Here is a 22,228-nt window from a genome sequence, read left to right on the forward strand (position 1 = left end):
CATGCAGTTTAACGCTCGTCTGTCAAACCCCTGTGAAAAATGACCGAACCCCCTTCACGCTGCCTTCACGCTCCCTGGCCTACCCTCGCCCTGGAAGGGAGGTGAGAGGGGGATGAAAAGGCTTGGGGCCCTAGGGCTTGCGGCGCTCCTGCCCTTCCTCCTGGGAGCGGTGGGCCCCCAAGCCACGGTGCGGATAGAAGTCAGGATTCCCGAGCGCGCGGCCATGTGGTTAGAGGGCCCGGATCTCGGTCCCGGCGGGAGCCTAGGGCGCTTTCTCTGGGCGGGAAGGGGCGGGGGAAGCCCGGCCCAGCCCCCCTACTGCCCGAGGAACCCCCTGGACCCCAGCCTCTGCCTGCGGGACCCGGTGGTGGTCTTTGACCTCCGTTGCGCCACCTTGGGGCCCGTGCCCCCTCACTGCGCGGGGCTTTACGGCGGGGACGGGCGCTTCCTGGACGAGGACGGCCGCCCCTATCCCCCCTACCGCCTGGACGGGGAAGGGCGGGTCGTCCCCGGGTCCAAGCGCTTCCCCCAGTTCTTCGTTCACCCCTCCATGCGCCTTCACGTCTTCACCCAAAGCCCCCGCTGGGCCCTGGAGGTGGCCTTCGCGGTGGAGCCCACGAGCCCGGAAGGGGCGGTGCTGGACGCGAGCCACTTCGCCGTCCACTCCATCCTCACGGGCCGGGGCGGGGTGCCCCCCACGCCCCACTGGAAGTGCCTGGCCTACCACCCGGACTGGGACCGCCCCCCTTCCCACCTCTGCCCAGCCCCCGCGGGGCCCCGGGGGGGCGTGCTCCTGGAGGAGGTCCTGGACCACCCGGGCGGTTGGCAGTCGGTGACCCTGGGGATCAAGCTCCGCCTGGACGGCTCCGAGGTGCCGGGCGAGTACGAGGGTCAGCTGGTGTACACCCTGACCCTCCTGTAGGCGGCTTTAGGCTTTAGGCGACCGGGCAACGTACGCGGAAAGGAGTGGACCATGAAGAAGCACATCCTCTGGCTGTTGGCCCTGGCTTTCGCGGCAGGCGTGGCCATGGCCCAGGTGGGCTTCCCCTCGGAAGGGGACCTGGATGGCGACGTGGAGGAGCTTTACGACGAAAACCACGACCAGGCGGCGGTGAAGGAGAAGGTGAAGGTCATCATCCCGCCCCGCTACGCCCTCCACCTCACGGAGGACGAGTGGAACCTGGACCTGAATGATCCTGCGGAAGCGCCTTCGGACTACGTTTATGACCCCAGCAATCCGCAGCCGCCCGCCGAGGGGTGCTACCTGGTGCCCAAGGCGGTGAAGACCCTCTCGGATCTGGCCAGCTACCTGGGGAGCGGAGGGGTGCTCAGGCCCATCGGCGCCTACCCGGCGGCCAAGGACTACGACGGGGACGGCAAGCTGGAAGACGACGAGAAGGGCACCTTGATCTGCGTGAACCACAAGACCCTGCAGAAGTTCTCCAACGACCCCGAAGGCTGGCAGCTCTCCGTGAGCGTCACGGGCACGCCCGCGAGCGGCTTTGGCTACTTCGGCCTGGCCGACTTCATCAGCATGATGCCCATGGGGGGCTTCGTCACCAACAGCCTGCCCTCCGGGCCCCACGTGGTGGCCTCGGGGGACGGCCCCACGGGCGGCTGGCTGGACGACCTCATCGTGGAGGGCTTCTGGTTTGACGGCTCCGAGCTGGACGGCACCTACACCATTGACGTGACCTTCACCCTGGCGGGCTTGTAAGGAGGTGAGCGATGAAGAAGTACTTCCTTTCCCTGATCGCCCTGGCCCTCCTCCTGGGGGCGGCCCTGGCGGACGAGGTGGACGTGGGGGCGGATGAGGCCAGTGTGACCCAGCGCATCAACCTCACCATCCCCCAGCGGGTGGCCCTGCACCTCACGGAGGACGAGTGGATTCTGGACCTGAATAGCCCTCCCTTGGGCGATGTGTCCACCGGTGAGGGGTGCTTCCTCGTGCCCAAGGGCTACTCGGGTAGCCTCGAGGACGCCGTCAACGACGCCCTGGCGGGCGAGCTGGAGCCCATGGACACCTACCCCGCCATCAAGGACCTTGACGGCGACGGGAGCATCTCGGACGAAGAGAAGGGCACCCTCATCTGCCTCAACCAGAAGGTCCTCCAGAAGTTCTGCAACAACAGGGAGGGCTGCGAGCTGGACCTCAAGGTGACCCGCACCCTGGGCAACTCCACCTACGGCAAGCTCGGCGTACTGGACGAGGCGCCGTACATCGGCCATAGCCGCTTTGTGGCCATCACCCCCGGGGTCAACGACGACGGCGACCCCCTGGAGCTCCTCAAGGTCCTGGGCGAGCGCCTCCCCGGCTGGCTGGACGACCTCATCACCGAGGCCTTCTGGTTTGACGGAAGCGAAGTGGCGGGCACCTACGAGTTCAACTTCCTCTTCCAGCTCGCCGCCCTCTAAGGCCCTCTGCCCCCCCGGGGGCTTTCCCCCGGGGGGTTTTCCCGCTAAACTCCGGCCATGAGAAAACTCCTCTCCCTAGCCCTCCTCCTCTCCCTGGCCCAGGCCCAGACCGGGGTGGGGGTAAGCCCTCCCCGGGTGCTCCTGCCCCTGGCCCCGGGGGCCAGCGCCACCCAGACGGTGGTGGTGGACCACCCGGGCCGCCAGGGCACCTTAAGGGTGAGCGTGGTCCTCTCGGATGTCCTCCTGAAGCCCGACGGGGCCCCCCTCTACCTGGACCCGGGAAGCCACCCCCGTAGCCTGGCGCGCTGGCTTTCCGTGACCCCCCTGGAGTTCCTCCTCCAGCCCCAGGCCAGCCAGGAGGTGCGTTACACGGTGCAGGTGCCCCCGGACGCCGAGGCGGGAACCTACTGGGGGATCATCTTTTTTGAGTCGGGTCCGGCCCAGGAACGGCAGGAGGGAGGGGGCATCGGCATCCGGGTGCGCACCCGGGTGGGGCACGTGGTCTACGTGGACGTGGGCCGGGTGGTCCGCTCCGGTCGCATCCAGGGGGTGCGCTACCAGCCCCCTTCGGGCCGGGAGGGCGCGGTCCTTCGCGTGGTCTTCCAGAACACGGGCAACGGGGTCTTGCGCCTGAAGGGGCGGGTGGAGGTGCGGGACGCCCAGGGGAAGGTGGTGGCCCAGGCCCTCGTACCCGAAACCGCAAGCCTCCCCGGGGCCACCCACGAGGTCCCCGCTCCCCTGGAAAAGCCCCTTTCCCCCGGGCGCTACGTGGTCCTGGCGGTCTTGGACTACGGGGAAGCGAGCCTCATCGCTGGGGAAGCGCGGTTGGAAGTGCGTTGAGGAGGTGGACTTTGCCCAGGTGGTTTTGGCTCCTTTGGACGGGGCTCCTGGCCCTGGCCCAGGTTCCCGTGGGGGTGAACCTCCCGGAGGGAAGCGCCCTCACCCTGAGCGCGGAAGAGGTCGTCTTTGATCTGGCGCAGGGGGCCTACCCCCCGCCGAGCTTTCCCTATGCCTACGCTCCTACAAGCCCTCGGGGCCCCCTTACCTTAAGCGTCTTCAGCAACCTGGAGGGGGGTTGGGCGGTGGAGGTCCTGGCCGAGCCCCTCATTGCCGAGGGGGGGAAGCTCCTCTCTCCGAGCCAGCTGGAAGTGCGGGTGGATGGCGGTCCCTGGATGCCCCTTGGGCCCCGCACGGTTCTCCTCACGGGAAGCGGGCCTTCCGGGGGGTATCGGCGCCACCTCTTGGAGTTTCGCTTGGTCCTCACGGGGCAGGAGGCCCCGGGGCTTTACCGGGGAAGCTTGGTCTTCACCCTAAGCCGGCTTTAGAATGCGCGGCTCTTGGGCGTTTCTCCTTTGGACGGTGGCCCTCGCCTGGGCCCTCGAGGCCCCGGATGCCCTCGAGGTCAGGCGGGGGGGCTTTCTCTCCATCCCCGTCCGAGGGGAGGGTACCCTCACCGCCGAGGCCCCCGAGGCCTTTCTGCCCCTTACGGGGGAAGTGGAGGAGGAGGGGCTTCTCAACTTCCTCGTGCGCCCGGAGGCCCGGGCCGGGGAGTACGTGGTGCGGGTGCGGGACGCCCGCACGAGCCGGGAGGTGCGGGTCCGGGTCCTCCCCGAGGCGGGCCTGAGCCTGAAGGTCCCGCCGGGAGGCACGGGGGTAGAAGGGGAGAGCCTCACCTACACCCTCTTCCTGCAAAACACCGGGAACGCCCCGGACCGGGTGCGCCTCGAGGTGCGCACCCTTCTTCCCTACCGCTTGGGAAGTGCCTTGGTGGACTTGGAGCCGGGGGAGACCAAGGAGATCGTCCTGGAGCTTAGGCTCACGGGGCGGAACCGGGACACGGCCACGGTGTTGGCCTACTCCGGCCTGGATCCAAGCGTGCGGGCCTACGGGGTGATTGAGACCATCATCCTTCCCTTCGCGGGGGCGGAAAGCCTGGGCAGACATGCCCTCCGCTACCGCTTCGGCCTGCGCCTCACCTACGGTGGGGGGAGCCTGGGCTACGCCGTGGCCCTAGGGCTTTCCGGAGGCCTCTCCGACTACGTGGGCCTGGCCTCCGGTCTGGAGTGGGGCCAGGAGGGGGTGAAGGGGGAGGCCTTCCTGAGGGGAGAGGATTTCGCCTTGGGCTTCCGCGGGTATGGGGACTACCTGCGCCTCGAGGGGGAGTGGGGCCCCTTGCAGGCCTACTACGCCTTCGGCGCCGTGGCCCCCACCTTCGGTGCCCTCTACCAGGAGGGTTCCATCCGTCTGGGCCTGGCCTTAAGCGGCCTGTCCCAGCGTCTGGACCTGGGGTACACGGTTCGCGAGGGGGGCCTTGCCCTCACCCCCTACCTTGCCCTTAGGCGGCGGACGAGCCCGGAGGAGGTGCGCGCAGGAGGGGGCCTCGAGGCCAAGCTGGAGGACCGGGTCTTCAGCCTTTCGGGCCGTCTGGAGTACCTGGGGGAACCCGTTTTCCGGCTGGGGGGTGCGACCCGCTCCCAGGCGCCTTGGGGCCTCAAAGGAGAGGTGGCCTACCAGGGCGGGCTTTGGCAAGGAAGCCTGGAGGGAAGGGCCACCCTCACGGAGGAGGTGGGGGCCAACCTCACCGTACGGGCAGGCCAGGGCGTGGGCGGAAGGTTCGGCCTCACCTTCCGCCCCCTCCCCCTTCCCCTCAGTCTGCAGGCGGGCCTGGGTTACCAAGGTGGGGTCACGGCCGATGGGGGGTTCCGGGTACGCCTGGACGGCCTGGAGGTGGGGGGCGGCCTGGCCTACCAACCCCAAGGGACTTCCGCCACCCTTTACGTAGCCTATCGGGAGCGGGATTTCGGTGTCCGCGGGGGCCTCAGCCTCACCCCCACGGGGCGCACCTTGGTCCTGGCGGGGGAGGGACGCCTTGAGGACCTGGAGGGGAGCCTCCGGCTCGGTTACGACCTGGAGAGGAGGCTTCCTGAAGCCCAAGGGGCTTTCCTCTACCGCCTTCCCCATGGGTTGGGCCTGGGCCTTTCCGGGAAGTACCGCCCGGGGGAGTTCTCTTGGCAGGCCCTCGGGGTGGTGGAGCTCAAGGGGGGGTTTAACACCCCCGAGGAGGTGGTCCAGGCCTTCGGGGGCCGGGCCACGGGGTATGTGGAGGGGGTGGTCTTCCACGACCGCAACCGGGACGGGGTGCGCAACCTGGACGAGCCCCCCCTTCCTGGCGCCCGGGTGAGGGTGGGGGCGCAGGAGGTGCACAGCGACAACCAGGGACGATACCGCCTGGAGCTTTACCCGGGGACGTACCGGTTGGAAGTGGGGGGCCTCGAGGCCAGCCTGGCCCTTCGCCGCCAGGTGGAGGTGCGGGTGGAGCGGGGCAAGGCCGTTCCCTTGGACCTCCCCGTGGAGTCCGTCGCAGGCCTCCAGGGCCAGGCCTATCTGGACGAGAACCGCAACGGCCAGCGGGACGAGGATGAACCCCTCCTTCCTTACGCCCGGGTGCTCCTCCGAGGTCCCGAAGCCCGCACCGCCCTCGCCGATGGCCGGGGGAACTTCACGGTGGGAGGCCTTCTGCCGGGCCGGTACACCCTGAGCCTGGATCCCAAGAGCATGGATCGCTTCCAGGAGCCGGGGGAGCCTGTGGTGCTGGACTTGGTTCCCGGGCCTTTGCCTCAGGTCTACCTGGCGGCCAGGCCCGTGGTGCGGGAGGTGGTGAAGACCCTTACCGAGGAGAGCCTGAGCGTGGTCTTTGAACCCCTGCCTTCCGTCCTCCCTCCCGGGGCCGAGCTTCCCTTAAGGGTAAAGGTGCAGGGGAAGCCCGAAAGGGTGGTGGCGGAGTTCGGCGGTAAGACCTACCCCCTCGAGCTCCTGGAGGAAGGGCTTTACGGGGCTTACCTCCCCGTGGAGGGGAAGGGAGGGGTGGAGATCCGGGTGAAGGCCTTCCGGGGGGAAGAAGTGGCCGAGGCCTCGGCCTTCCTTCCCATCCGCCCCGGCCCCTTGGCCACCCTTAGCGCGACCCCGGCCCTTCTGGACCCCGGGGAGGAGGTGCGCCTTGAGGCCCGCCTCCTGCGCCGCGCCAGCCGGGTGGAGGTGCGCCTCGGGCCCCTGGTCGTTCCGCTGGAGAGGGCGGACGACCTCACCTACTGGGGAAGCCTTTTGGCCCCCCGAACTCCGGGCATTTACCAGCTTGAGCTTTACCTGGACGGGACCTTAACCCACACCGCCCGGATACGCGTGCGGGAATAGGGTCAGAGGCCCACGGTGACCCGGGCCTTGAGCTCCTCCAGCCGGATCTCGCCGAGCCCCGGGGGAAGGGCGCCTTTCACGCGGAGGCCGAACCAGAGCTTCCCCTGGCGCACCCCCTGGGTCAGGGTCTTCCCCTCTAGGGCGAAGGGGGCCTGGTCGCCGCCCTGGAAGGCGATCTCCCCAAGCCCTTCCCCGGCGCTCGCTTCCGGGCAGAGGACGAGGTCCCCCAGGGAATAGCACCCCGGGTCCTCGCCCGGGTTCTGGAGCCTTCCGTACACCGCGAGGGTCGCGTCCAGGGGCACGTCGGCCACGGCCCGGCCCTCGAGCCGCACCCCCCGCACCACGTCCACCGGGGGAGGGTTGAAGGTCTGGGGGTCCTTGGGGAAGACCACGTAGGCGTCCCCGGGAAAGGGGCTTGTGGAGGGGAGGCCGCTCAGGTTCAGGGTCATGGAGCCCAGGTCCAGGGTGAGGGTGGCGGAGCAGGCGGCGAGGAAGAGGGCCAGGAGAAAAGGCGGGCGGCGCACGAAGGGGAGTCTATCATGGGTGGGGGATGCACCGCTTCCTCTTCGCCCTGGACCCCGAGGCCGCCCACGGGCTCGCCTTGGGGCTTCTCGCCTTATGGTCGGAAAGGGGGCCCTTGCTGGAGGTTCCCGCGAGGCTTCTTCGGGTGGAGGACCCCCGCTTAAGGGTGGAGGCCTTTGGGGTCTCCTTTCCCAACCCCTTGGGCCTTGCCGCGGGGATGGACAAGGACGCGAGGGCCCTAGGGGCCTGGTGGGCCTTGGGCTTCGGCTTCGCCGAGGTGGGGACCCTCACCCCGAGGCCCCAGGTGGGAAACCCAAAGCCGAGGCTTTTCCGCCTGGTGGAAGACCGCGCCCTCATCAACCGCATGGGCTTCAACAACCGGGGGGCGGAGGAGGCCGCCAGGCGCCTAAAGCGCTCCCGCCAGAGGGGGCTTCCCCTGCCCATTGGGGTCAACCTGGGGAAGAACCGGGACACGCCCTTGGGGCGGGCGGCGGAGGACTACCTAAAGGCCCTCCGCCTCCTGGAGCCTTTTGGGGACTACTTCGTCTTGAACGTGAGCTCCCCCAACACCCCGGGCCTTCGCGCCCTCCAGGAAGGCCCCTTCCTGGACGAGCTCCTCGCCCGCCTTCGCCCGGCCACAAAGAAGCCCCTCCTCCTCAAGGTGGCCCCGGACCTCTCCCCGAAGGCCTTGGACGAGGTCCTCGCCCTGGCCAAGAAGCACCGCCTCCAGGGCCTGGTGGCGGTGAACACCACCCTTGCCCGGGAGGGCCTAAAAAGCCCCTGGGCTAAGGAGGCCGGGGGGCTTTCGGGAAGGCCCCTGAAGGGGAGGGCCTTGGAGGTCCTCCGCCACCTGGCGGAGGGCGCGGAGGGGCTTGCCCTGGTGAGCGTGGGGGGCGTGGAGACCCCTCTGGACCTCTGGGAGAGGCTCAAGGCCGGGGCGAGCCTGGTCCAGGTCTACACGGGCTTCGTCTACGGGGGGCCCCTCTTCCCCAGGAGGCTCCTCCTGGGGCTTCTCCGCCTTATGGAGGCCGAGGGGGTTTCCTCCCTGGGGGAGCTTCGCCGCGCGTGAGTCCGGGGAAAGGGCCTTCACCGGGGCCTCCAGGCTGGCGAAGCCAGCATGGGGTTCAGACGGTGAGGAGGCAGCCCGCCTCGAGCTCCAGTTCCACAGGGGAAACGTAGCGTGAGGCCCCATCGCGGCGTAGGTGGAGGACGAGAAGGGTGTAGGGGTCAAAGACCACCACGTCCTTCACCCCCTGGGAGAGGCAGAAGCGGGGGCCGATCTCCAGGTCCTTGGCCTCGTAGCCCCGGCTCACCACCTCCACCACCGCCTCGGGGAGAAGGGTGATGGCCTCGTCCAGCTCCTCGGGTTCCCGGCAGAAGATGGCGATGTCGGGCCTTTTGTAGGAGCCATCGGGAAAGCGCACGTAGACGTCGGCCACGTGGACGCAAGCGCAGGAGGCGCCCTCCTTGGGCCGGAGGCTTTGCCGGATCCGGTCCACCGCCTTCTGGTGCCGGTAGGTGGGTTGAGCCTCCCAGAGGGGAAGCCCCCCCACCCACTCCAGCCTGAGGCCAATGGCATCTGCCTCCAGGAGCTTCTTCAGCACCCCCCTATTTTAGCGCTTCGTGGACGATCCGCCCCGCCACCAGGGTGAGAACGGGCCACCCCCCGAGGACCCACCCCGCCCAGGGGGAGTAGCGGGCCTTGGAGGCGAAGGCGCTGGGGTCCACGGGGCGCTCCTTGGGGGAGAGGAGGACGAGGCTCGCCTCGGCCCCCTCCTCCAGGTGGAGGGGGGGAAGGCCCAGGACCCGCCTGGGGCCGTCGGTGAAAAGCTCCACGAGCCTTTGCAGGGGAAAGCCCCGCTTCAGGTGGAGCTCGGTGTAGAGGAGGGGGAAGGCCACCTCGAGGCTCGGGATGCCGAAGGGGGCCCTTAGGAGGTCCTTTTCCTTCTCCGCCAGGGTGTGGGGGGCGTGGTCGGTGGCGATGGCGTCCAGGGTGCCGTCAAGAAGCCCCTCCAGGAGGGCCTCCCGGTCCTCTTCCCCCCTGAGGGGCGGGGCCACCTTGAAGAGGGGGTCAAAGGTCCTCAGGGCCTCCTCGGTGAGGGTGAGGTGGTGGGGGGTGGCCTCCGCGGTCACGGGGAGGCCCGCGCGCTTCGCCTCCCGGACGAGCTCCAGGCCCCGCTTCGTGGAAAGGTGTTGGACGTGGAGCCTGGGGGTGGCCGGGCTTCGCCTTAAGGCGTAGCGCAGGACCTCGAGGTCCCGGGCGATGCGGGCGGCCTCGGCCTCGGGGGGGTTGCCCGGCAGGCCCAAGAGGTCGGCGAGGGGGCCATCGTTCATGACCCCATTTCGCCTTAGGCCCGCGTCCTCCGCGTGCACCGCCACGGGGAGGCCTAGAGGCGCGGCCATGAGGAGCCCCGCCGCCAAGACCCCGGCGTCCTCGTTGGTGCGGCCGTCGTCGGTGAGGAGGACCGCCCCCGCCTCCCGGAGAAGCCCCGCTGGCGTTAGGGTCTTCCCCTCCTGCTTTTCCGTGAGGGCGGCCGCGGGGTGGAGCCTTGCGAGGCCCAGGGCCTTGGCCTTCTCCTTCAGGGCCCGCACCGCCTCTGGGGTGTCCACAGGGGGCTTGGTGTTGGGCATGGAGACGAGGTCGGTGTACCCTCCCCGCACCGCCGCGAGAAGCCCCGAGAAGAGGTCCTCCTTCACCTCCTCCCCGGGCTCCCGCAGGTGGGCGTGGAGGTCTAAAAACCCCGGGGCGAGGAAGCACCCCGTGCCGTCCACGACCTGCTTCGCCTCACCGCCTTCCAGGGAGAGGATCCTCCCTTCGCCAATCAGGACGTCCGCGGGGCCCCGCTCGCCCCGGGCGTCCACCAGCCGGACGTTGCGGATCAAGATCATGCTTTCTCCCTCCCCACCAGGAGGTGGTAGAGCACCGCCATGCGCACCGCCACCCCGTTTTGCACCTGTCGGTTCACCAGGCTCCTCGCCGAGTCCGCCAAGGTCCCTTCCAGCTCCACGTCCCGGTTCATGGGGCCGGGGTGGAGGAGGGGGGCTTGGGGCTTGGCCAGGGCGAGGCGCTTTTCCGTCACCTGGTAGCGGGCGACGTAGTCCTCCAGGTGGACGAGCCCCGCCTCCATCCGCTCCTTCTGGAGCCTGAGGACCATGACGGCGTCCGCCTCCTCCAGGGCCTCCTCCAGACGGGGGGTGAGGTGGGCTCCGGGGAGGCTTTGGGGGAGGAGGCTCGGGGGGCCGGCGCAGAAGACCTGGGCCCCGAGGAGGGAGAGGAGCTCGGCGCCCGAGCGGGCCACCCGGGAGTGAAGGATGTCCCCCACGATGGCGACCTTCTTGCCCTCCAGGGTGCCCAGGGCCTCGAGGAGGGTGTAGGCGTCCAGGAGGGCCTGGGTGGGGTGGGCCCGGCGCCCGTCCCCCCCGTTGATGACGGCGCCCTTGACCCAGCGGGTGGCCTGGTGGGGTACGCCGGCGCTGTCGGCCCGGATGACGTAGGCGTCCACCCCCATGGCCTCGAGGGTGAGGAGGGTGTCCTTGTAGCTTTCCCCCTTCTGGAGGCTGCTCGTCTGGGCGGCGAAGGAGACCACGTCCGCCGACATGCGCCGGGCGGCGAGCTCAAAGGAGATCCTCGTCCTTGTGGAGGGCTCAAAGAAGACCGTGGCCACGGTGAAGCCCTGGAGGGCGGGAACCTTCTTTATGGGCCGCTCCAGGACCTCCCGCATCACCCGGGCGGTGTCCAGAAGGCTCTCCACCTCGGTCCTGCTCCAGCCCTGGAAGTCCAGGAGGTGCCTCATGCCCCCTCCCTTTCCCAAAGCTCCACCCGGTCCTCCCCGTCCACCTCCTCCACCTTGACCTTCACCACCTCGCTCCGGGAGGTGGGGACGTTCTTCCCCACGAAATCCGCCCGGATGGGAAGCTCCCGGTGCCCCCGGTCCACGAGGACCGCGAGGTAGATGCGCCGTGGCCTTCCCAGGTCTATGAGGGCGTCCAGGGCGGCCCGGGCGGTGCGGCCCGTGTAGAGGACGTCGTCCACCAAGACGATGGCCTTCCCCGTGAGGTCAAAGGGGATCCGGGTCTCCCGCACCTGGGGCCTGTAGCCGATCTCCGTGAGGTCGTCCCGGTAGAGGGTGATGTCCAAGACCCCCACGGGCACCTCCTTCCCCTCAAACTCCGCGATGAAGCGGGCGATGCGGTGAGCGAGGGGGATGCCCCGGGTGTGGATCCCCACCAGGGCCAGGCCCTCCGTCCCCTTGTTGGCCTCCACGATCTCGTGGGCGATGCGGTAAAGGGCCCGCCGCATCTCCGGGGCGTTCATGAGCTCCGCCTTAAAGCGCACCGGCCACCTCCAAAAAAAGGCGGAGGCCAAGGCCTCCGCTCCTTCCCTTCCTTTCCCGCTTCCTTGTTGCTCGCATCTCTCCCCCTTTCCGGCCTCGCGGGACCGGTTTAAAGGCCACCCCTACCTTACACCCCCTGCCCCGTCCCGGCAAGGGGAACCCCGCCCGAGGAGGGCCTCGGGCGGGGAGCCCGGGCGCGGGGTTAGGCCGTCTTGGGCTTCTCGCGGGCCACGCTCAGGGCGAGGAGGCCCACCAGGAGCCCGAGGATGACCGCGTTCCAGGTGGCGCTGGACGTGCCGCTGAACCCCAGGATCCAGGGGGAGAGGACGAGCCAAAGGCCCAAGACCAGGTTGGCCCAGTCCTGCCACTTCCGCATAGGCCTTCACCCACTTTCCCCGTGGAGCCGTTTGAGCCCGCGAGAAAGTGTTTGAAGTTACCTTCCCGGACGGGCGTACCGCCACCCCGTCCAGACGAGCACGGCGGCGAAGACGAGCCGCAAGGCGCCTTCCGGGAGGACGTGGGCGAGCTCCCCCCCTAGGAAGGTGCCCACCAGGACCCCGGGCACGAGGCCTAGGGCGAGGTCCTGGTCCACGTTCCCCAGGCGCAGGTGGGTGTGGGCGCCCACCAGGCTTGCCGGGACCATGGCGAGGAGGCTCGTCCCCTGGGCGGTGTGCTGGGGCATTCCCAGGAGGAGGACCATGGCCGGGACCATGATCGTCCCCCCGCCCACCCCCATCATCCCCGAGAGGAAGCCGGTGAAGGCCCCGGCGAGGAGGAGGGCGAGGTCCTGGGGGAGTTCGCCCCGCACCAGGCCGAGGGGGGCGAGGTAGGGCCTGAGGAGAAGGAGGAAGCTTACGGCGATGAGGAACCAGCCGAAGGACCGCTTGAGGTTTCTCTCGGAGAGGCCGTGGGCGAAGCGGGCGCCGAAGCGGGCGGTGAGGATGGCGGTGAGGGCCAGGAAAAGCGCGGCCTTGGGGTCCAAGGAGCCTTGCAGGCCGTAGGTCAAGGCCCCCACGAGCCCCGTGAAGAAGACGGCCACCAGGCTCGTGCCGTGGGCCCGGTGCTGGGGAAGCTTGAGAAGCCCCACCATCAAGGGGATCATCACCGTGCCGCCGCCTAGGCCTACGAGGCCGCCGAAGACCCCGCCGAGGAAGCCGATGAGAAGGCCCATGGCGCCTATACTACCGGGTTTGGCGGCTCCCTCCCCTCCAGGACGGCGAGGAGGTTCTCCACCGCCACCTCCGCCATGCGCTCCCGGGTCGTTCTCCCCGCCGAGCCGATGTGGGGGGTAATGACGGCGTTGGGAAGGGCGTAGAGGGGATGGCCCGGGGGCAGGGGCTCGGGGTCGGTCACGTCCAGGCCCGCCCCGAAGAGGTGGCCCCTTAAGGCCTCCACCAGGGCCTCGGTGTCCACCAGGGCCCCCCGGGCGGTGTTGAGGAGGATGGCGCCCCGCTTCATGGCGAAGAGCCTTTCCCGGTTGAGGAGCCTATGGGTTTCCGGGGTGAGGGGGGTGTGGAGGGAGACGACGTCCGCCTCTTTAAGGAGCTCCTCCAGGGAGAGGAAGGGGTAGGGGAGGGGCTTGGGGGTGCGGGCGTGGTAGACCACCCGCATCCCGAAGGCCAGGGCCCTCTTGGCCACCGCCTGGCCGATCCGCCCCATGCCCACGAGGCCGAGGGTCAAGCCCTGGAGGTCCAGGCCCAGAAGGAGCTCGGGGTGCCAGGCCTTCCAGAGCCCGTCCCGGGCGTAGGCCGCCCCCTCCACCACCCGCCTCGCCACGGCGAGGAGGAGGGCGAGGGTGAGGTCGGCGGTGGCCTCGGTGAGGACCCCGGGGGTGTGCGTGACCCGGATGCCCCTCTCCCTGGCCGCCTCGAGGTCCACGTGGTCCACCCCTACGCTGTAGCAGGCGATGACCTTAAGGCCCTTGGCCCGGTCCATCACCTCGGCGTCTATGCGGTCCTCCACCGTGGGGATGAGGCCCACCGCCCCCTCCACCCGCTTGAGGAGTTCCGCTTTGGGGAGGAAGAGCCCCCGGTGGACCTCCACCTCGAGGCCCCTTTCCCGCAGGCGGTCCAGGGCCTTCCCGGGAAGGGTGCGGGTGACGAGGACCCTCATGCCCTTTTTTTACCGGGGGGAGGTTACGCCCCGGCGAAGGAGAGCTCGGCCACCGCCACGGTGGGGCTCCCGTAGGCCGCGTTTAAGAGGAGCCAGTCCAGGTCGTCCCCCACCGCCTCCACGAGCTCGGGCTTGAGCATGCCCCGAGTCTACCCGGGACTGACCCGCGGGTCAACCGGCGAGGCGGAGGACCGCCGCCTCCAGGGCGAGCCACGGGTCTTTCCCCCCCTTGGCCCTCTTTTCCGCCTCCATGAGGGCGTCCAGGGCCTCCTTGAGGGCCTCTTCCGTGAGGCGCTTCGCCGCCTCCAGGGCGCGGCGGGCGGCGTAGGGGTGGGCCTCGAGGCGGGCGAGGTCCTCCTCCTTGGGCCTGGGGTTTTCCCGGAGGAGGAAGAAGGCCCGGGCGAGGAGGGCGAACTGCCAGGAGAGGGCCCCGAGGAGCCTGAGGGGCTCCTCCCCCTCCTCCTTGAGGCGCCTGAGGCGCAGGAGGGCCTCCTTGGGGTCCTTCTCCAGGACGGAGCGCACCAGGTCAAAGCCCGTGAGGGGGGGCCTCAGGGCCACCACCTTCTCCACCTTCTCCAGGGTGAGGGGTGGGGAGAGGAGGGCAAGCTTCTCCAGCTCCCGCTCCAGGGCCTCGAGGTCCCCCTCCAGGGAGGCCAGGTACTGGGCCACCCCGCCCGGGAGCCTGAGCCCCAGGCGCTTGGCCCGGTTTTCCAGGTGCCGCACCAGGTCCTTCCCCTTGGGGGTGGGGAAGTCCCGCCTTTCCCGGTTCCGGTAGAAGGCCGCCCGGGAGGGGCTTGGCTTAGGGTCCAGGAGGAGGACGGGGACGCCCTCGGGCACGCTTTCCAAAAGGGGCTTTAGGGCCTTCCACTCCGCCTCCCCCACCTCCCTCAGGTCCAGCATCGCCCCCCCGCCCCCGAAAAGCCCTGGGGCCAGGGCCTGGGCCAGGGCCTCCGGGGTGGGCTCGGTGAAGCGGGAAAGGCCCCTAAGCCTGGCCTCCTCTAAGAGGGCCTCCCGCGCCAGGAAGGGATCCCCGGTGAAGGCGATGACCATGGCTTAAGTGTCCGCCAAAGGCCCCGGCGGGCCTTTAGAAGGCGTTCAGGCCGGTGATCTCCCGTCCCAGGACCAGGGTGTGGACGTCGTGGGTGCCCTCGTAGGTGTAGACGGTCTCCAGGTTCAGCATGTGGCGGATGGCGTGGTACTCCAGGGTGATGCCGCTTCCCCCGAGGATGTCCCGGGCCATGCGGGCGGCCTGGAGGGCCTTCCAGACGTTCTGCCTTTTGGCGAGGGAGACCTGGGCGGGGGTGAGCTTCCCTTCGTCCTTGAGGCGGGCGAGCCGCCAGGCGAGGAGGAGGCCCTCCGTGTGCCAGGCGAGCATCTCGGCGAGCTTGGCCTGGACGAGCTGCTTCTTGGCGAGGGGCTCGCCGAAGGTGGAGCGGCTTTTCGCGAAGGCCACCGCCTCCTCGTAGACCGCCTCCAGGGCCCCCATGGCCCCCCAGGCGATGCCGAAGCGGGCCTGGGTGAGGCAGGAAAGGGGGGCCTTGAGGCCTAGGGCCTTGGGGAGGCGCAAGGACTCGGGCACCCGCACCTCCTCGAGGACGAGCTCGCTGGTCACCGAGGCGCGGAGGGACATCTTGCGCTTCACCTCCCGGGCCTGGAAGCCCGGGGTGTCCGTGGGGACGAGGAAGCCCAGGACCTCTCCCCCCTCGTCCTTGGCCCAGATCACGGCGAGATGGGCCAGGTTGCCGTTGGTGATCCACATCTTGGTGCCGTTCAGGACCCAGGTGTCCCCCTCGCGCCTGGCCCGGGTCTTCATGTTGCCGTAGGGGTCCGAGCCGCCGTCGGGCTCGGTGAGGCCGAAGCACCCCACCATCTCCCCGCGGGCGAGCTTGGGGAGGAACTCCCGCTTTTGCTCCTCGCTCCCGTAGGCGTAGATGGGGTACATCACCAGGGAGCTCTGGACGCTCACGAAGCTCCTGAGCCCCGAGTCCACCCGCTCCAGCTCGTAGCAGATGAGGCCGTAGGCGGCGCTACTCACCCCCGCCCCCCCGTACTCGGGGGGCAGGGTGGGGCCCAGGAAGCCGAGCTCGGCGAATCTGGGGATGAGGTGGGTGGGGAAGACCCCTTCCTCCCACCAGTCGCGGATGTGGGGCAGGGCCTCCTTTTCCAGGAAGCGGCGGGCGGCCTTCTGGACCTCCTTCTCCTCCGGGGTGAGGAGGTCCTCCAGGGCGTAGAAGTCCAGCATGGGCTCAGTCTACCCCAGGTCCCGCACCCAGACCTCGTGGATCAGGGGCCGGCCCAGGTAGGGGGCCCAGAAGGGGCTCGCCCGCTTGGCGTACACCCGAAACCCCATGGCCCGGTAGAGGCCCCGGGCGGCGCGGTTGGCCCGGGTGGTGGCGAGCTGCACCCCCGGGACCCCCTTTTCCCGCAGGCACTTGAGGAAGGCGGCGAGGAGGGCCTTGCCCACCCCGTGGCCCTGGGCCTCGGGGTCCACAGCGATGTGCAGGTGGGCCGGGTAGCGGTCCTTGGGGGCCTTGGGCCCCGGGTAGCGGAGGAGGCGGAGGAGGTAGCGGAGGTGGGGAAGGGGAGGGCCGAACCGCCCGAGGAGGAGGCGGGGAAGGGCCCAAAGCAGGCGCTTGGCGAAGGCGAGGGCGAGGGGCCGGTCGGCGCAGGCCCCGAGGATGTAGCCCACCACCCGGCCTTCCTCCTCGGCCACCAGGTTGCAGCAGCCGGCCTCCAGGTAGGGGGCCACGAAGAGGGCTCCCCAGAGGGTTTCGCTGGGGAAGACCTTTGGGCCTTCCCTGCCGAGGAAGAGGGTCTGGTGGGAGAGGCGGGCGATGGCCGCGAGGTCTTTGGGGTGGGCCTTCCGCACCTGGGCCACGCCCCCAGTCTATAGGCCCCGTAAAATGCCCCCGTGCGTCGGCTTAGGCCCTGGCAGTGGCTCGTCCTCCTCCTCGTTCTCTACCTGGGGGTGGCGGAGGCGGCGCGCCTGTGGCTTGGCCTCCTCTGGGCGGAGCGGCTCATGGTCCTGGCGGCGGCCCTCGGGGTCTGGGCCTTCATCAACGGCCGCTTCCTCTTCGCCGGCTACCACGCCCTCGTGGCCTCGGCCCGGGTCCGGGGCCTCCCCCTTCTGCCCCCGCCCCTTTCGGGCGAGCGCCTCCTCGTGCTCGCCCCCCACCCCGACGACGAGGTGCTGGCCGCGGGGGGGCTCATGGGGCGGGTGGCGCGGGAAGGGGGGGAGGTGAGGGTGGTCTACCTCACCTCGGGGGACGCCTTTGACCTGGCGGCGGGAAGCCCGCTTCCTTCCCCAAAGGCCCTGCGCCGCCTGGCCCTGAGGCGGATGGTGGAGGCCAGGCGGGGCCTCGAGGCCTTGGGCCTTCCCCAGGAAAGCGCCCTCTTCCTGGGCTTTCCCGACCAGGGCCTCTACCCCCTCTTTACCACCCACTACTACCTGCCCTACGAGAGCCCCTACACGGGGCTTAAGGCGGTGGCCTACCCGGGGTGCCACCGGCCGGGCCTCCCCTACACGGGGAAGGCCCTGGAGGCCCTCTTGGTGGAGGTCCTCCGGTCTTTCAGGCCCACCCGGATTCTCCTGCCAAGCCCCCTGGACGCCCACCGGGACCACCAGGCCACGGCCTACTTCGGCATGCGGGCGGCGGCCCTTCTCGGCCTGGAGGACCGCCTCCTCTACTACATCGTCCACGGGGGGTACCAGTACCCCCTGCCCAAGGGCCTCCACCCTAGGCTTCCCCTCTACCCGCCCCCTCGAGGCCGGGGGCTTCCCTGGCAGCGCTTTCCCTTGAGCGAGGAGGAGGTGCGCAGGAAGGAGCGGGCCGTCCGGGCCCACAAAAGCCAGATGCGCCTCCTCTCCCGCTTCCTCCTCGCCTTCGTTCGGGAGAACGAGCTTTATAGCCCCCTCCCCGTCCCCGCCCGGGAGGCCCTAGCCGCGGAGGAGGAGGGGTGGGCCGTCCTCCCTGAGCGGGGGGAGGTCTTCTAGGCTCTCCAGGCCGAAGACCTCCAAAAAGCGCTCCGTGGTCCCGTAAAGCTTGGGGCGGCCGGGGGCTTCCTTCTCCCCCACCACCCGGACAAGGCCCCGCTCCAGGAGGCTTTCCAGGACCCCTTCCACCCCCTTGCCCCGCATGGCCTCAAGCTCCGCCCGGGTCACGGGCTGGTGGTAGGCCACGAGGGCCAGGACCTCGAGGGCCGCCCGGGAGAGCCTGGGCGGGGAGGGCTTAAGGACGCGCTCCACCGCCTCCAAGGCCTTGGGATGGACCACGAGCCGCCACCCCCCCGCCACCCGCTCCAGGGCCACGCCCAGGTGGCCGGCCTCGAGGTCCCGCTCCAGGGCCTTGAGGGCGCGGAGGACGGCCTCCTCGGGGTGGCCCAGGGCCCTAAGCTCCTTGAGGGCCACGGGCCTTCCCGCGGCGAAGAGGACGGCGAGGAGGAGGGTTTTGAGGCTCGGGGCTTCCTCCATGGCCTACCGGAGGTGGGCGAGAAGGGCCTCCTTGGGGATCGCCCCTTCCCGCAGGACCTCCCCGGTGCGGAGGTCCACCACGCTGGAGGCAAGTCCTCCCGCCTCCCCCGGAAAGACGAAGTCCACGGCGAAGGTCCGGGCCTCGGCCTCCGTGCGCACCGGGGGCTCGCCGCTTTTGTTGAGGCTCGTGGCGGCGGCGTGCCCCCCCACGCGGCGGAGGAGCTCCCGCAAAAGGGCGTGGTCCGGCATTCTGAGGCCCACGGAGCCGTCCTTGCTGATCCAAGGAGGGATGGCCTTCCCGGGGACCACCACGGTGAGCCCCCCGGGCCAGAAGGCCTCCGCCAGGCGCAGGAACTTTCCTTCCAGAGGGCCGAGGTCCACGAGCTCTAGGGCGCTTTCCAGGTCCGCCACCAGCACCTGGAGGGGCTTGTCCTCGGGCCTGCCCTTGACCTCGTAGATCCTCTTGCAGGCGGCCTCGTCCTCCATGAGGGCCAGCACCCCCCAGACCGTGTCCGTGGGGAAGGCCACCAAACCCCCTCCCTTGAGGGTCTCCGCCGCTTTGGCCAGGGCTTCCTGGTATACTCTTTCCATGCCGGTCTACCAGTATAAGGCCCGGGACCGCCAGGGCCGTCTGGTGGAGGCCACCATTGAGGCCGAGGACCTCCGCACCGCCGCGAGGCTCCTCCGCGACCGGGGCCTCTTCGTGGCCGAGATCAAGGAGCCGGGGAAGGGCCTGCAGGCGGAGGTCCGGATCCCCGCCTTGGAGCGGGGGCCGGGCCTGAAGGACCTCGCCATCTTCTCCCGGCAGCTCGCCACCATGCTGGGGGCGGGCCTCACCCTCCTCCAGGCCCTCGCCATCCTGGAGCGCCAGACGGAAAACCGGAAGTTCCGGGAGATCCTCAAGCAGGTGCGCACCGACGTGGAGGGGGGGATGGCCTTCTCCGAGGCCCTCTCCAAGCACAAGATCTTCTCCCGCCTCTACGTGAACCTGGTGCGGGCGGGGGAGACCTCGGGCGGCCTGGACCTCATCCTGGACCGCTTGGCGAGCTTTCTGGAGAAGGAGCTGGAGCTAAGGGGCAAGATCCGGAGCGCCATGACCTACCCGGTCATCGTCTTCGTCTTCGCCGTGGGCGTGGCCTACTTCCTCCTCACGGGGATCGTGCCCCAGTTCGCCCAGATCCTCACGGATTTAGGCTCCGAGCTTCCCCTCCTCACCCGCTTCCTCATCGCCGTCTCCGACCTTCTTAGGGCGGCCACCCTGCCCCTCCTCCTCCTCGCCGTGGCCCTCTTCTTCGCCTACCGCTGGTATTACGGCACCCCCCAGGGGCGTAGGGTCATTGACCGCCTTAAGCTCCGCCTCCCCGTCTTCGGCAACCTCAACCGCAAGACCGCCGTGGCCCGCTTCTCCCGCACCCTGGCCCTCCTTCTCTCCAGCGGGGTGAACATCGTGGAGGCCCTGGACATCACCAAGGGGACCGCGGGCAACAGCGTGGTGGAGGAGATCGTGGAGGCCGCCAAGCTGAAGATCCAGCAGGGCGACCCCTTGAACCTCACCCTGGCCCAGCACCCCTTCGTCTTCCCGCCCATGGTGAGCTCCATGGTGGCCATCGGCGAGGAGACGGGGGCCCTGGACACCATGCTCTCCAAGGTGGCCGACTTCTATGAGCGGGAGGTGGACGAGGCGGTGGCGAGCCTCACCGCGGCCATTGAGCCCCTCATGATCATCTTCCTGGGCGTCATCGTGGGCATGATCGTGGCCGGGATGTTCCTGCCCCTCTTCAAGATCATCGGGACCCTCTCCGTACAATAAGGGCTTCCGCCACCTCCGGGGGAACCGGCATCACGGAAAGCCGGTTTCCCCTTTTTACGAGGGGGTGGTCCGGGGGGAAGAGGGCCTTGAGCTCGGCGAGGGGGACGAGGGGCCACTTCTCCACGAAGGCCACCTCCACCGTGTACCAGCGGGGCTTCTCCGGCGTGGCCTTGGGGTCGTAGTAGGGGCTTTCCGGGTCAAACTGGGTGGGGTCGGGGAGGAGGGTGCGCACCACCCGGCAACGCCCGGCGATCCCCGGGGGGGTGGTGCCCGAGTGGTAGAAGAAGCAGAGGTCGCCCTCTTTCATCTGCATCAGGTAGTTCCGGGCTTGGTAGTTCCGCACCCCGTCCCAGATGGCCCGGCCTTCCCGCTCCAGGTCCTCAATGCCGTACACCTGGGGTTCGGACTTCAAGAGCCAGTAGGCCATGGAGGAAGTCTAAAGGAGGCTTCACCTCGCTGTCATCCCTGGTGGGGGGAAGGAACTATCTTGGAAGCATGAGGGGATTGGTGGCGTCTTTCCTCGCCTTGGCCTTGGGGGCTTGTACGGTGACCATTTCCCCGGCCCCTCCCAGCATCTGGAACCTGTGGAGCCAAGACTGGTACTGCACCCACAGGACCACGCGGGTGGACTTCGGCTTTTCCTTTTCGGGGGTTCTTACCCGCCTCGAGGTCTACCTCTTGGACGAGGGGCAGAAGCCCTGGGAAGCCCGTCCCGGGCAGAAAGTGGCGGACCTGGACACCCTCATCGTGGGAAGTGGCGAGGTGAGGGGCTACGTGGACGTGACCCCCGCCCAAACCCAACAGGCCTTGGGACCGCAGGGCATCATCGTGGAGCCCGTGGGCAACAAGGTGCTTTGGGTGCGGGGGTTCAACGGCAGCGCCGCCTCGGCGTACGTGGAAAGCTCCGTGGTCATGTTCCCGGACAACACAAACGTCTGCGACCCGGGGGAGACCGCGCCCTAGGCTAGGCTAAGGGTATGGCGCTTTCCCGGGCGCAAGGGGTTTTGGACGAGCTCAAGGCGCTTTTCGGCCCCCGGGCCCTCCTTTCCCGGGCGGCGAAGGAGGTCTACCGCTACGACGCCATCCTGGTGGGGCCCGAGCCCTTGGCCGTGGTCCTGCCCGAAAGCCGGGAGGAGGTGGCCGCTTTGGTCCGCCTGGCCCGGCGGCACGGGGTGGTGCTGGTGCCCCGGGGGGCGGGAAGCGGCCTCTCCGGCGGGGCGGTCCCGGAGGAGGGGTCCATCGTGGTGGCCTTCACCCGGATGACCCGCCTCGAGGTGGACCCCCACACCCAGACGGCCTGGGCCGAGCCCGGGGTGACCACGGCCCGGGTCTCCGAGGCGGCGAGGCCCTACGGCCTCTTCTACCCCCCGGACCCCGCCTCCTACCGCACCAGCACCCTGGGGGGGAACCTGGCGGAGAACGCCGGGGGGCCCCTCTGCTTCAAGTACGGGGTCACCGGGGACTACGTTTTGGAGCTGGAGTGGGTGGACGACGAGGGCGGGATCCAGCGCCAGGGGCGCGCCGCCTACGACCTCCCGGGCCTCCTCATCGGCTCGGAGGGGACCTTGGGCCTGGTGACGGGGGCGAGGCTCCGCCTTCTTCCCTTGCCCCGGCACCGGGCCGCCCTCCTGGCCCACTTTCCCGGGGTGGAGCCCCTGGCCGAGGCGGTCTCCGAGGCGGTGGCCTCGGGGGCCGTGCCCGCCCGCATGGAGTTCATGGACCCGGCCTGCGCGGGCGCCGTGGAGGACTACCTGAGGATGGGCCTGCCCCGGGGCCGGGCCCTCCTCCTGGTGGAGACGGACGGGGAGGAGGCGGACCTCGTGGAGGAGGAGCTTTCCCTGGTGGAGGCGAGCGCCCGCCGTCACGGGGCCGAGGTGGTCCGCGCGGCGGGCGAGGCGGAGGCCGAGGCCCTCTGGCGGGCCAGGCGGGCGGTGAGCCCCGCCCTGGGCCGCATCCGTCCCAAGCGGGTGAACGAGGACATCGCCGTGCCCCGCTCGGCCCTGCCCCGGGTGGTGCGGGAGATTGAGGCTTTGGGGAAGGCCTTCGGCCTCGTGGTGGTGCAGTTCGGCCACATTGGGGACGGGAACCTCCATCCCAACATCCTCTTTGATCCCAGGAGGGAGAGCGAGGAGAAGGTCTGGGAGCTCGCCCACGAGATCGCCCGGGTGGCCTTGAGGCACGGGGGGGTGCTCTCCGGGGAGCACGGCATCGGCCTCATGAAGCGGGACTTCATGCTGGAGGCGGTGGACCCCGAGACCCTGGGGGCGCTCCACCGGGTCAAGGAGGCGCTGGACCCCCTGGGCCTCTTCAACCCAGGGAAGGTCCTTCCCTAAGCCCTGTTCGTTTTTCACGGCGTTTTGACGGCGGGGAGGC

At 69.5% G+C, this 22,228-nt stretch carries 25 protein-coding genes; 11 read left to right on the top strand and 14 right to left on the bottom strand.

The features are described 5' to 3' along the window. Positions 1 to 112: 112 nt before the first annotated feature. The 6 genes from TTH_RS04005 to TTH_RS04030 are packed head-to-tail and all read left to right on the top strand — an operon-like array spanning position 113 to position 6,606. On the top strand, positions 113 to 922 hold the full coding sequence (locus TTH_RS04005; protein ID WP_011228186.1) for a hypothetical protein: 810 nt from the start codon (positions 113 to 115) through the stop codon (positions 920 to 922). A 51-nt stretch (positions 923 to 973) separates the two neighbouring features. Next, the gene (locus TTH_RS04010) at positions 974 to 1,717 is read left to right on the top strand and encodes a hypothetical protein (RefSeq protein WP_011228187.1); all 744 of its coding nucleotides are present in this window, start codon (positions 974 to 976) and stop codon (positions 1,715 to 1,717) included. A gap of 11 nt (positions 1,718 to 1,728) precedes the next feature. Continuing rightward, positions 1,729 to 2,415, top strand: a complete 687-nt coding sequence (locus TTH_RS04015; protein ID WP_011228188.1) for a hypothetical protein — start codon at positions 1,729 to 1,731, stop codon at positions 2,413 to 2,415. A 57-nt stretch (positions 2,416 to 2,472) separates the two neighbouring features. After that, positions 2,473 to 3,255, top strand: coding sequence for a fimbrial biogenesis chaperone (locus TTH_RS11680; protein WP_011228189.1), 783 nt, complete (start codon positions 2,473 to 2,475; stop codon positions 3,253 to 3,255). Between the two features lie 11 nt (positions 3,256 to 3,266). Further along, positions 3,267 to 3,740 (top strand): hypothetical protein, encoded by a 474-nt coding sequence (locus TTH_RS04025; protein ID WP_164926043.1) that lies wholly within the window; start codon positions 3,267 to 3,269, stop codon positions 3,738 to 3,740. A 1-nt stretch (position 3,741) separates the two neighbouring features. Further along, positions 3,742 to 6,606: a hypothetical protein gene (locus TTH_RS04030; RefSeq protein ID WP_011228191.1), complete on the top strand. Its 2,865-nt coding sequence runs from the start codon at positions 3,742 to 3,744 to the stop codon at positions 6,604 to 6,606. A gap of 2 nt (positions 6,607 to 6,608) precedes the next feature. On the opposite strand, the gene TTH_RS04035 is transcribed toward TTH_RS04030, so the two are convergent. Beyond that, on the bottom strand, positions 6,609 to 7,130 hold the full coding sequence (locus TTH_RS04035; protein ID WP_011228192.1) for a hypothetical protein: 522 nt from the start codon (positions 7,128 to 7,130) through the stop codon (positions 6,609 to 6,611). A 26-nt stretch (positions 7,131 to 7,156) separates the two neighbouring features. On the opposite strand from TTH_RS04035, the gene TTH_RS04040 reads away from it, so the two are divergent. Further along, positions 7,157 to 8,197: a quinone-dependent dihydroorotate dehydrogenase gene (locus TTH_RS04040; RefSeq protein WP_011228193.1), complete on the top strand. Its 1,041-nt coding sequence runs from the start codon at positions 7,157 to 7,159 to the stop codon at positions 8,195 to 8,197. 55 nt (positions 8,198 to 8,252) lie between these two features. On the opposite strand, the gene TTH_RS04045 is transcribed toward TTH_RS04040, so the two are convergent. The 10 genes from TTH_RS04045 to TTH_RS04090 all read right to left on the bottom strand — a co-directional run bounded on the left by TTH_RS04045 (position 8,253) and on the right by TTH_RS04090 (position 16,452). Further along, positions 8,253 to 8,732: a Uma2 family endonuclease gene (locus TTH_RS04045; RefSeq protein ID WP_011228194.1), complete on the bottom strand. Its 480-nt coding sequence runs from the start codon at positions 8,730 to 8,732 to the stop codon at positions 8,253 to 8,255. A gap of 4 nt (positions 8,733 to 8,736) precedes the next feature. Continuing rightward, complete coding sequence (locus TTH_RS04050; RefSeq protein WP_011228195.1) at positions 8,737 to 10,017, bottom strand: dihydroorotase; 1,281 nt, start codon at positions 10,015 to 10,017, stop codon at positions 8,737 to 8,739. Next, entirely contained in the window at positions 10,014 to 10,922 is a 909-nt protein-coding gene (locus tag TTH_RS04055) for an aspartate carbamoyltransferase catalytic subunit (protein WP_011172874.1), read from the bottom strand. The genes TTH_RS04050 and TTH_RS04055 overlap by 4 nt, the downstream gene beginning before the upstream one ends. Continuing rightward, positions 10,919 to 11,464 carry a bifunctional pyr operon transcriptional regulator/uracil phosphoribosyltransferase PyrR gene (gene pyrR / locus TTH_RS04060; protein ID WP_011172875.1) on the bottom strand — a complete coding sequence of 182 codons (546 nt, stop codon included), beginning with the start codon at positions 11,462 to 11,464 and terminating at the stop codon, positions 10,919 to 10,921. The genes TTH_RS04055 and pyrR overlap by 4 nt, the downstream gene beginning before the upstream one ends. Before the next feature lie 200 nt (positions 11,465 to 11,664). Beyond that, positions 11,665 to 11,838: an SPW repeat protein gene (locus tag TTH_RS04065; protein WP_011228196.1), complete on the bottom strand. Its 174-nt coding sequence runs from the start codon at positions 11,836 to 11,838 to the stop codon at positions 11,665 to 11,667. A gap of 57 nt (positions 11,839 to 11,895) precedes the next feature. Then, complete coding sequence (locus TTH_RS04070; protein WP_011228197.1) at positions 11,896 to 12,633, bottom strand: sulfite exporter TauE/SafE family protein; 738 nt, start codon at positions 12,631 to 12,633, stop codon at positions 11,896 to 11,898. Positions 12,634 to 12,638: 5 nt separating this feature from the next. Beyond that, positions 12,639 to 13,574 (bottom strand): 2-hydroxyacid dehydrogenase, encoded by a 936-nt coding sequence (locus tag TTH_RS04075; protein ID WP_011228198.1) that lies wholly within the window; start codon positions 13,572 to 13,574, stop codon positions 12,639 to 12,641. 171 nt (positions 13,575 to 13,745) lie between these two features. After that, on the bottom strand, positions 13,746 to 14,624 hold the full coding sequence (holA, locus tag TTH_RS04080) for a DNA polymerase III subunit delta (RefSeq protein ID WP_011228200.1): 879 nt from the start codon (positions 14,622 to 14,624) through the stop codon (positions 13,746 to 13,748). 34 nt (positions 14,625 to 14,658) lie between these two features. Beyond that, positions 14,659 to 15,816 carry an acyl-CoA dehydrogenase family protein gene (locus TTH_RS04085; RefSeq protein ID WP_011228201.1) on the bottom strand — a complete coding sequence of 386 codons (1,158 nt, stop codon included), beginning with the start codon at positions 15,814 to 15,816 and terminating at the stop codon, positions 14,659 to 14,661. Positions 15,817 to 15,825: 9 nt separating this feature from the next. Next, the gene (locus TTH_RS04090) at positions 15,826 to 16,452 is read right to left on the bottom strand and encodes a GNAT family N-acetyltransferase (protein WP_011228202.1); all 627 of its coding nucleotides are present in this window, start codon (positions 16,450 to 16,452) and stop codon (positions 15,826 to 15,828) included. 33 nt (positions 16,453 to 16,485) lie between these two features. On the opposite strand from TTH_RS04090, the gene TTH_RS04095 reads away from it, so the two are divergent. Beyond that, on the top strand, positions 16,486 to 17,568 hold the full coding sequence (locus TTH_RS04095) for a PIG-L deacetylase family protein (protein ID WP_011172884.1): 1,083 nt from the start codon (positions 16,486 to 16,488) through the stop codon (positions 17,566 to 17,568). Here TTH_RS04095 and scpB read toward each other — a convergent pair. Together scpB and TTH_RS04105 are read right to left on the bottom strand one after the other, a co-directional pair. After that, complete coding sequence (scpB, locus tag TTH_RS04100; protein WP_008632201.1) at positions 17,512 to 18,045, bottom strand: SMC-Scp complex subunit ScpB; 534 nt, start codon at positions 18,043 to 18,045, stop codon at positions 17,512 to 17,514. The genes TTH_RS04095 and scpB overlap by 57 nt on opposite strands. Before the next feature lie 3 nt (positions 18,046 to 18,048). After that, on the bottom strand, positions 18,049 to 18,636 hold the full coding sequence (locus TTH_RS04105; RefSeq protein WP_011172885.1) for an L-threonylcarbamoyladenylate synthase: 588 nt from the start codon (positions 18,634 to 18,636) through the stop codon (positions 18,049 to 18,051). Between TTH_RS04105 and TTH_RS04110 the strand changes: the two genes are divergently transcribed. Continuing rightward, positions 18,635 to 19,855 carry a type II secretion system F family protein gene (locus TTH_RS04110; protein WP_011228203.1) on the top strand — a complete coding sequence of 407 codons (1,221 nt, stop codon included), beginning with the start codon at positions 18,635 to 18,637 and terminating at the stop codon, positions 19,853 to 19,855. The genes TTH_RS04105 and TTH_RS04110 overlap by 2 nt on opposite strands. Here TTH_RS04110 and TTH_RS04115 read toward each other — a convergent pair. Then, complete coding sequence (locus TTH_RS04115) at positions 19,830 to 20,282, bottom strand: EVE domain-containing protein (protein ID WP_011228204.1); 453 nt, start codon at positions 20,280 to 20,282, stop codon at positions 19,830 to 19,832. The two genes, TTH_RS04110 and TTH_RS04115, sit on opposite strands and share 26 nt — an antisense overlap. 68 nt (positions 20,283 to 20,350) lie before the next feature. Between TTH_RS04115 and TTH_RS04120 the strand changes: the two genes are divergently transcribed. Both TTH_RS04120 and TTH_RS04125 read left to right on the top strand, forming a co-directional pair. Further along, a complete protein-coding gene (locus tag TTH_RS04120; protein ID WP_011228205.1) occupies positions 20,351 to 20,818 on the top strand; it encodes a hypothetical protein in 468 nt (155 codons plus the stop codon). Positions 20,819 to 20,832: 14 nt separating this feature from the next. After that, positions 20,833 to 22,188, top strand: a complete 1,356-nt coding sequence (locus tag TTH_RS04125; protein ID WP_011228206.1) for an FAD-binding oxidoreductase — start codon at positions 20,833 to 20,835, stop codon at positions 22,186 to 22,188. Positions 22,189 to 22,228: the final 40 nt, after the last annotated feature.

The sequence above is a fragment of the Thermus thermophilus HB8 genome, assembly GCF_000091545.1.
Classification (GTDB): Bacteria; Deinococcota; Deinococci; order Deinococcales; family Thermaceae; genus Thermus; species Thermus thermophilus.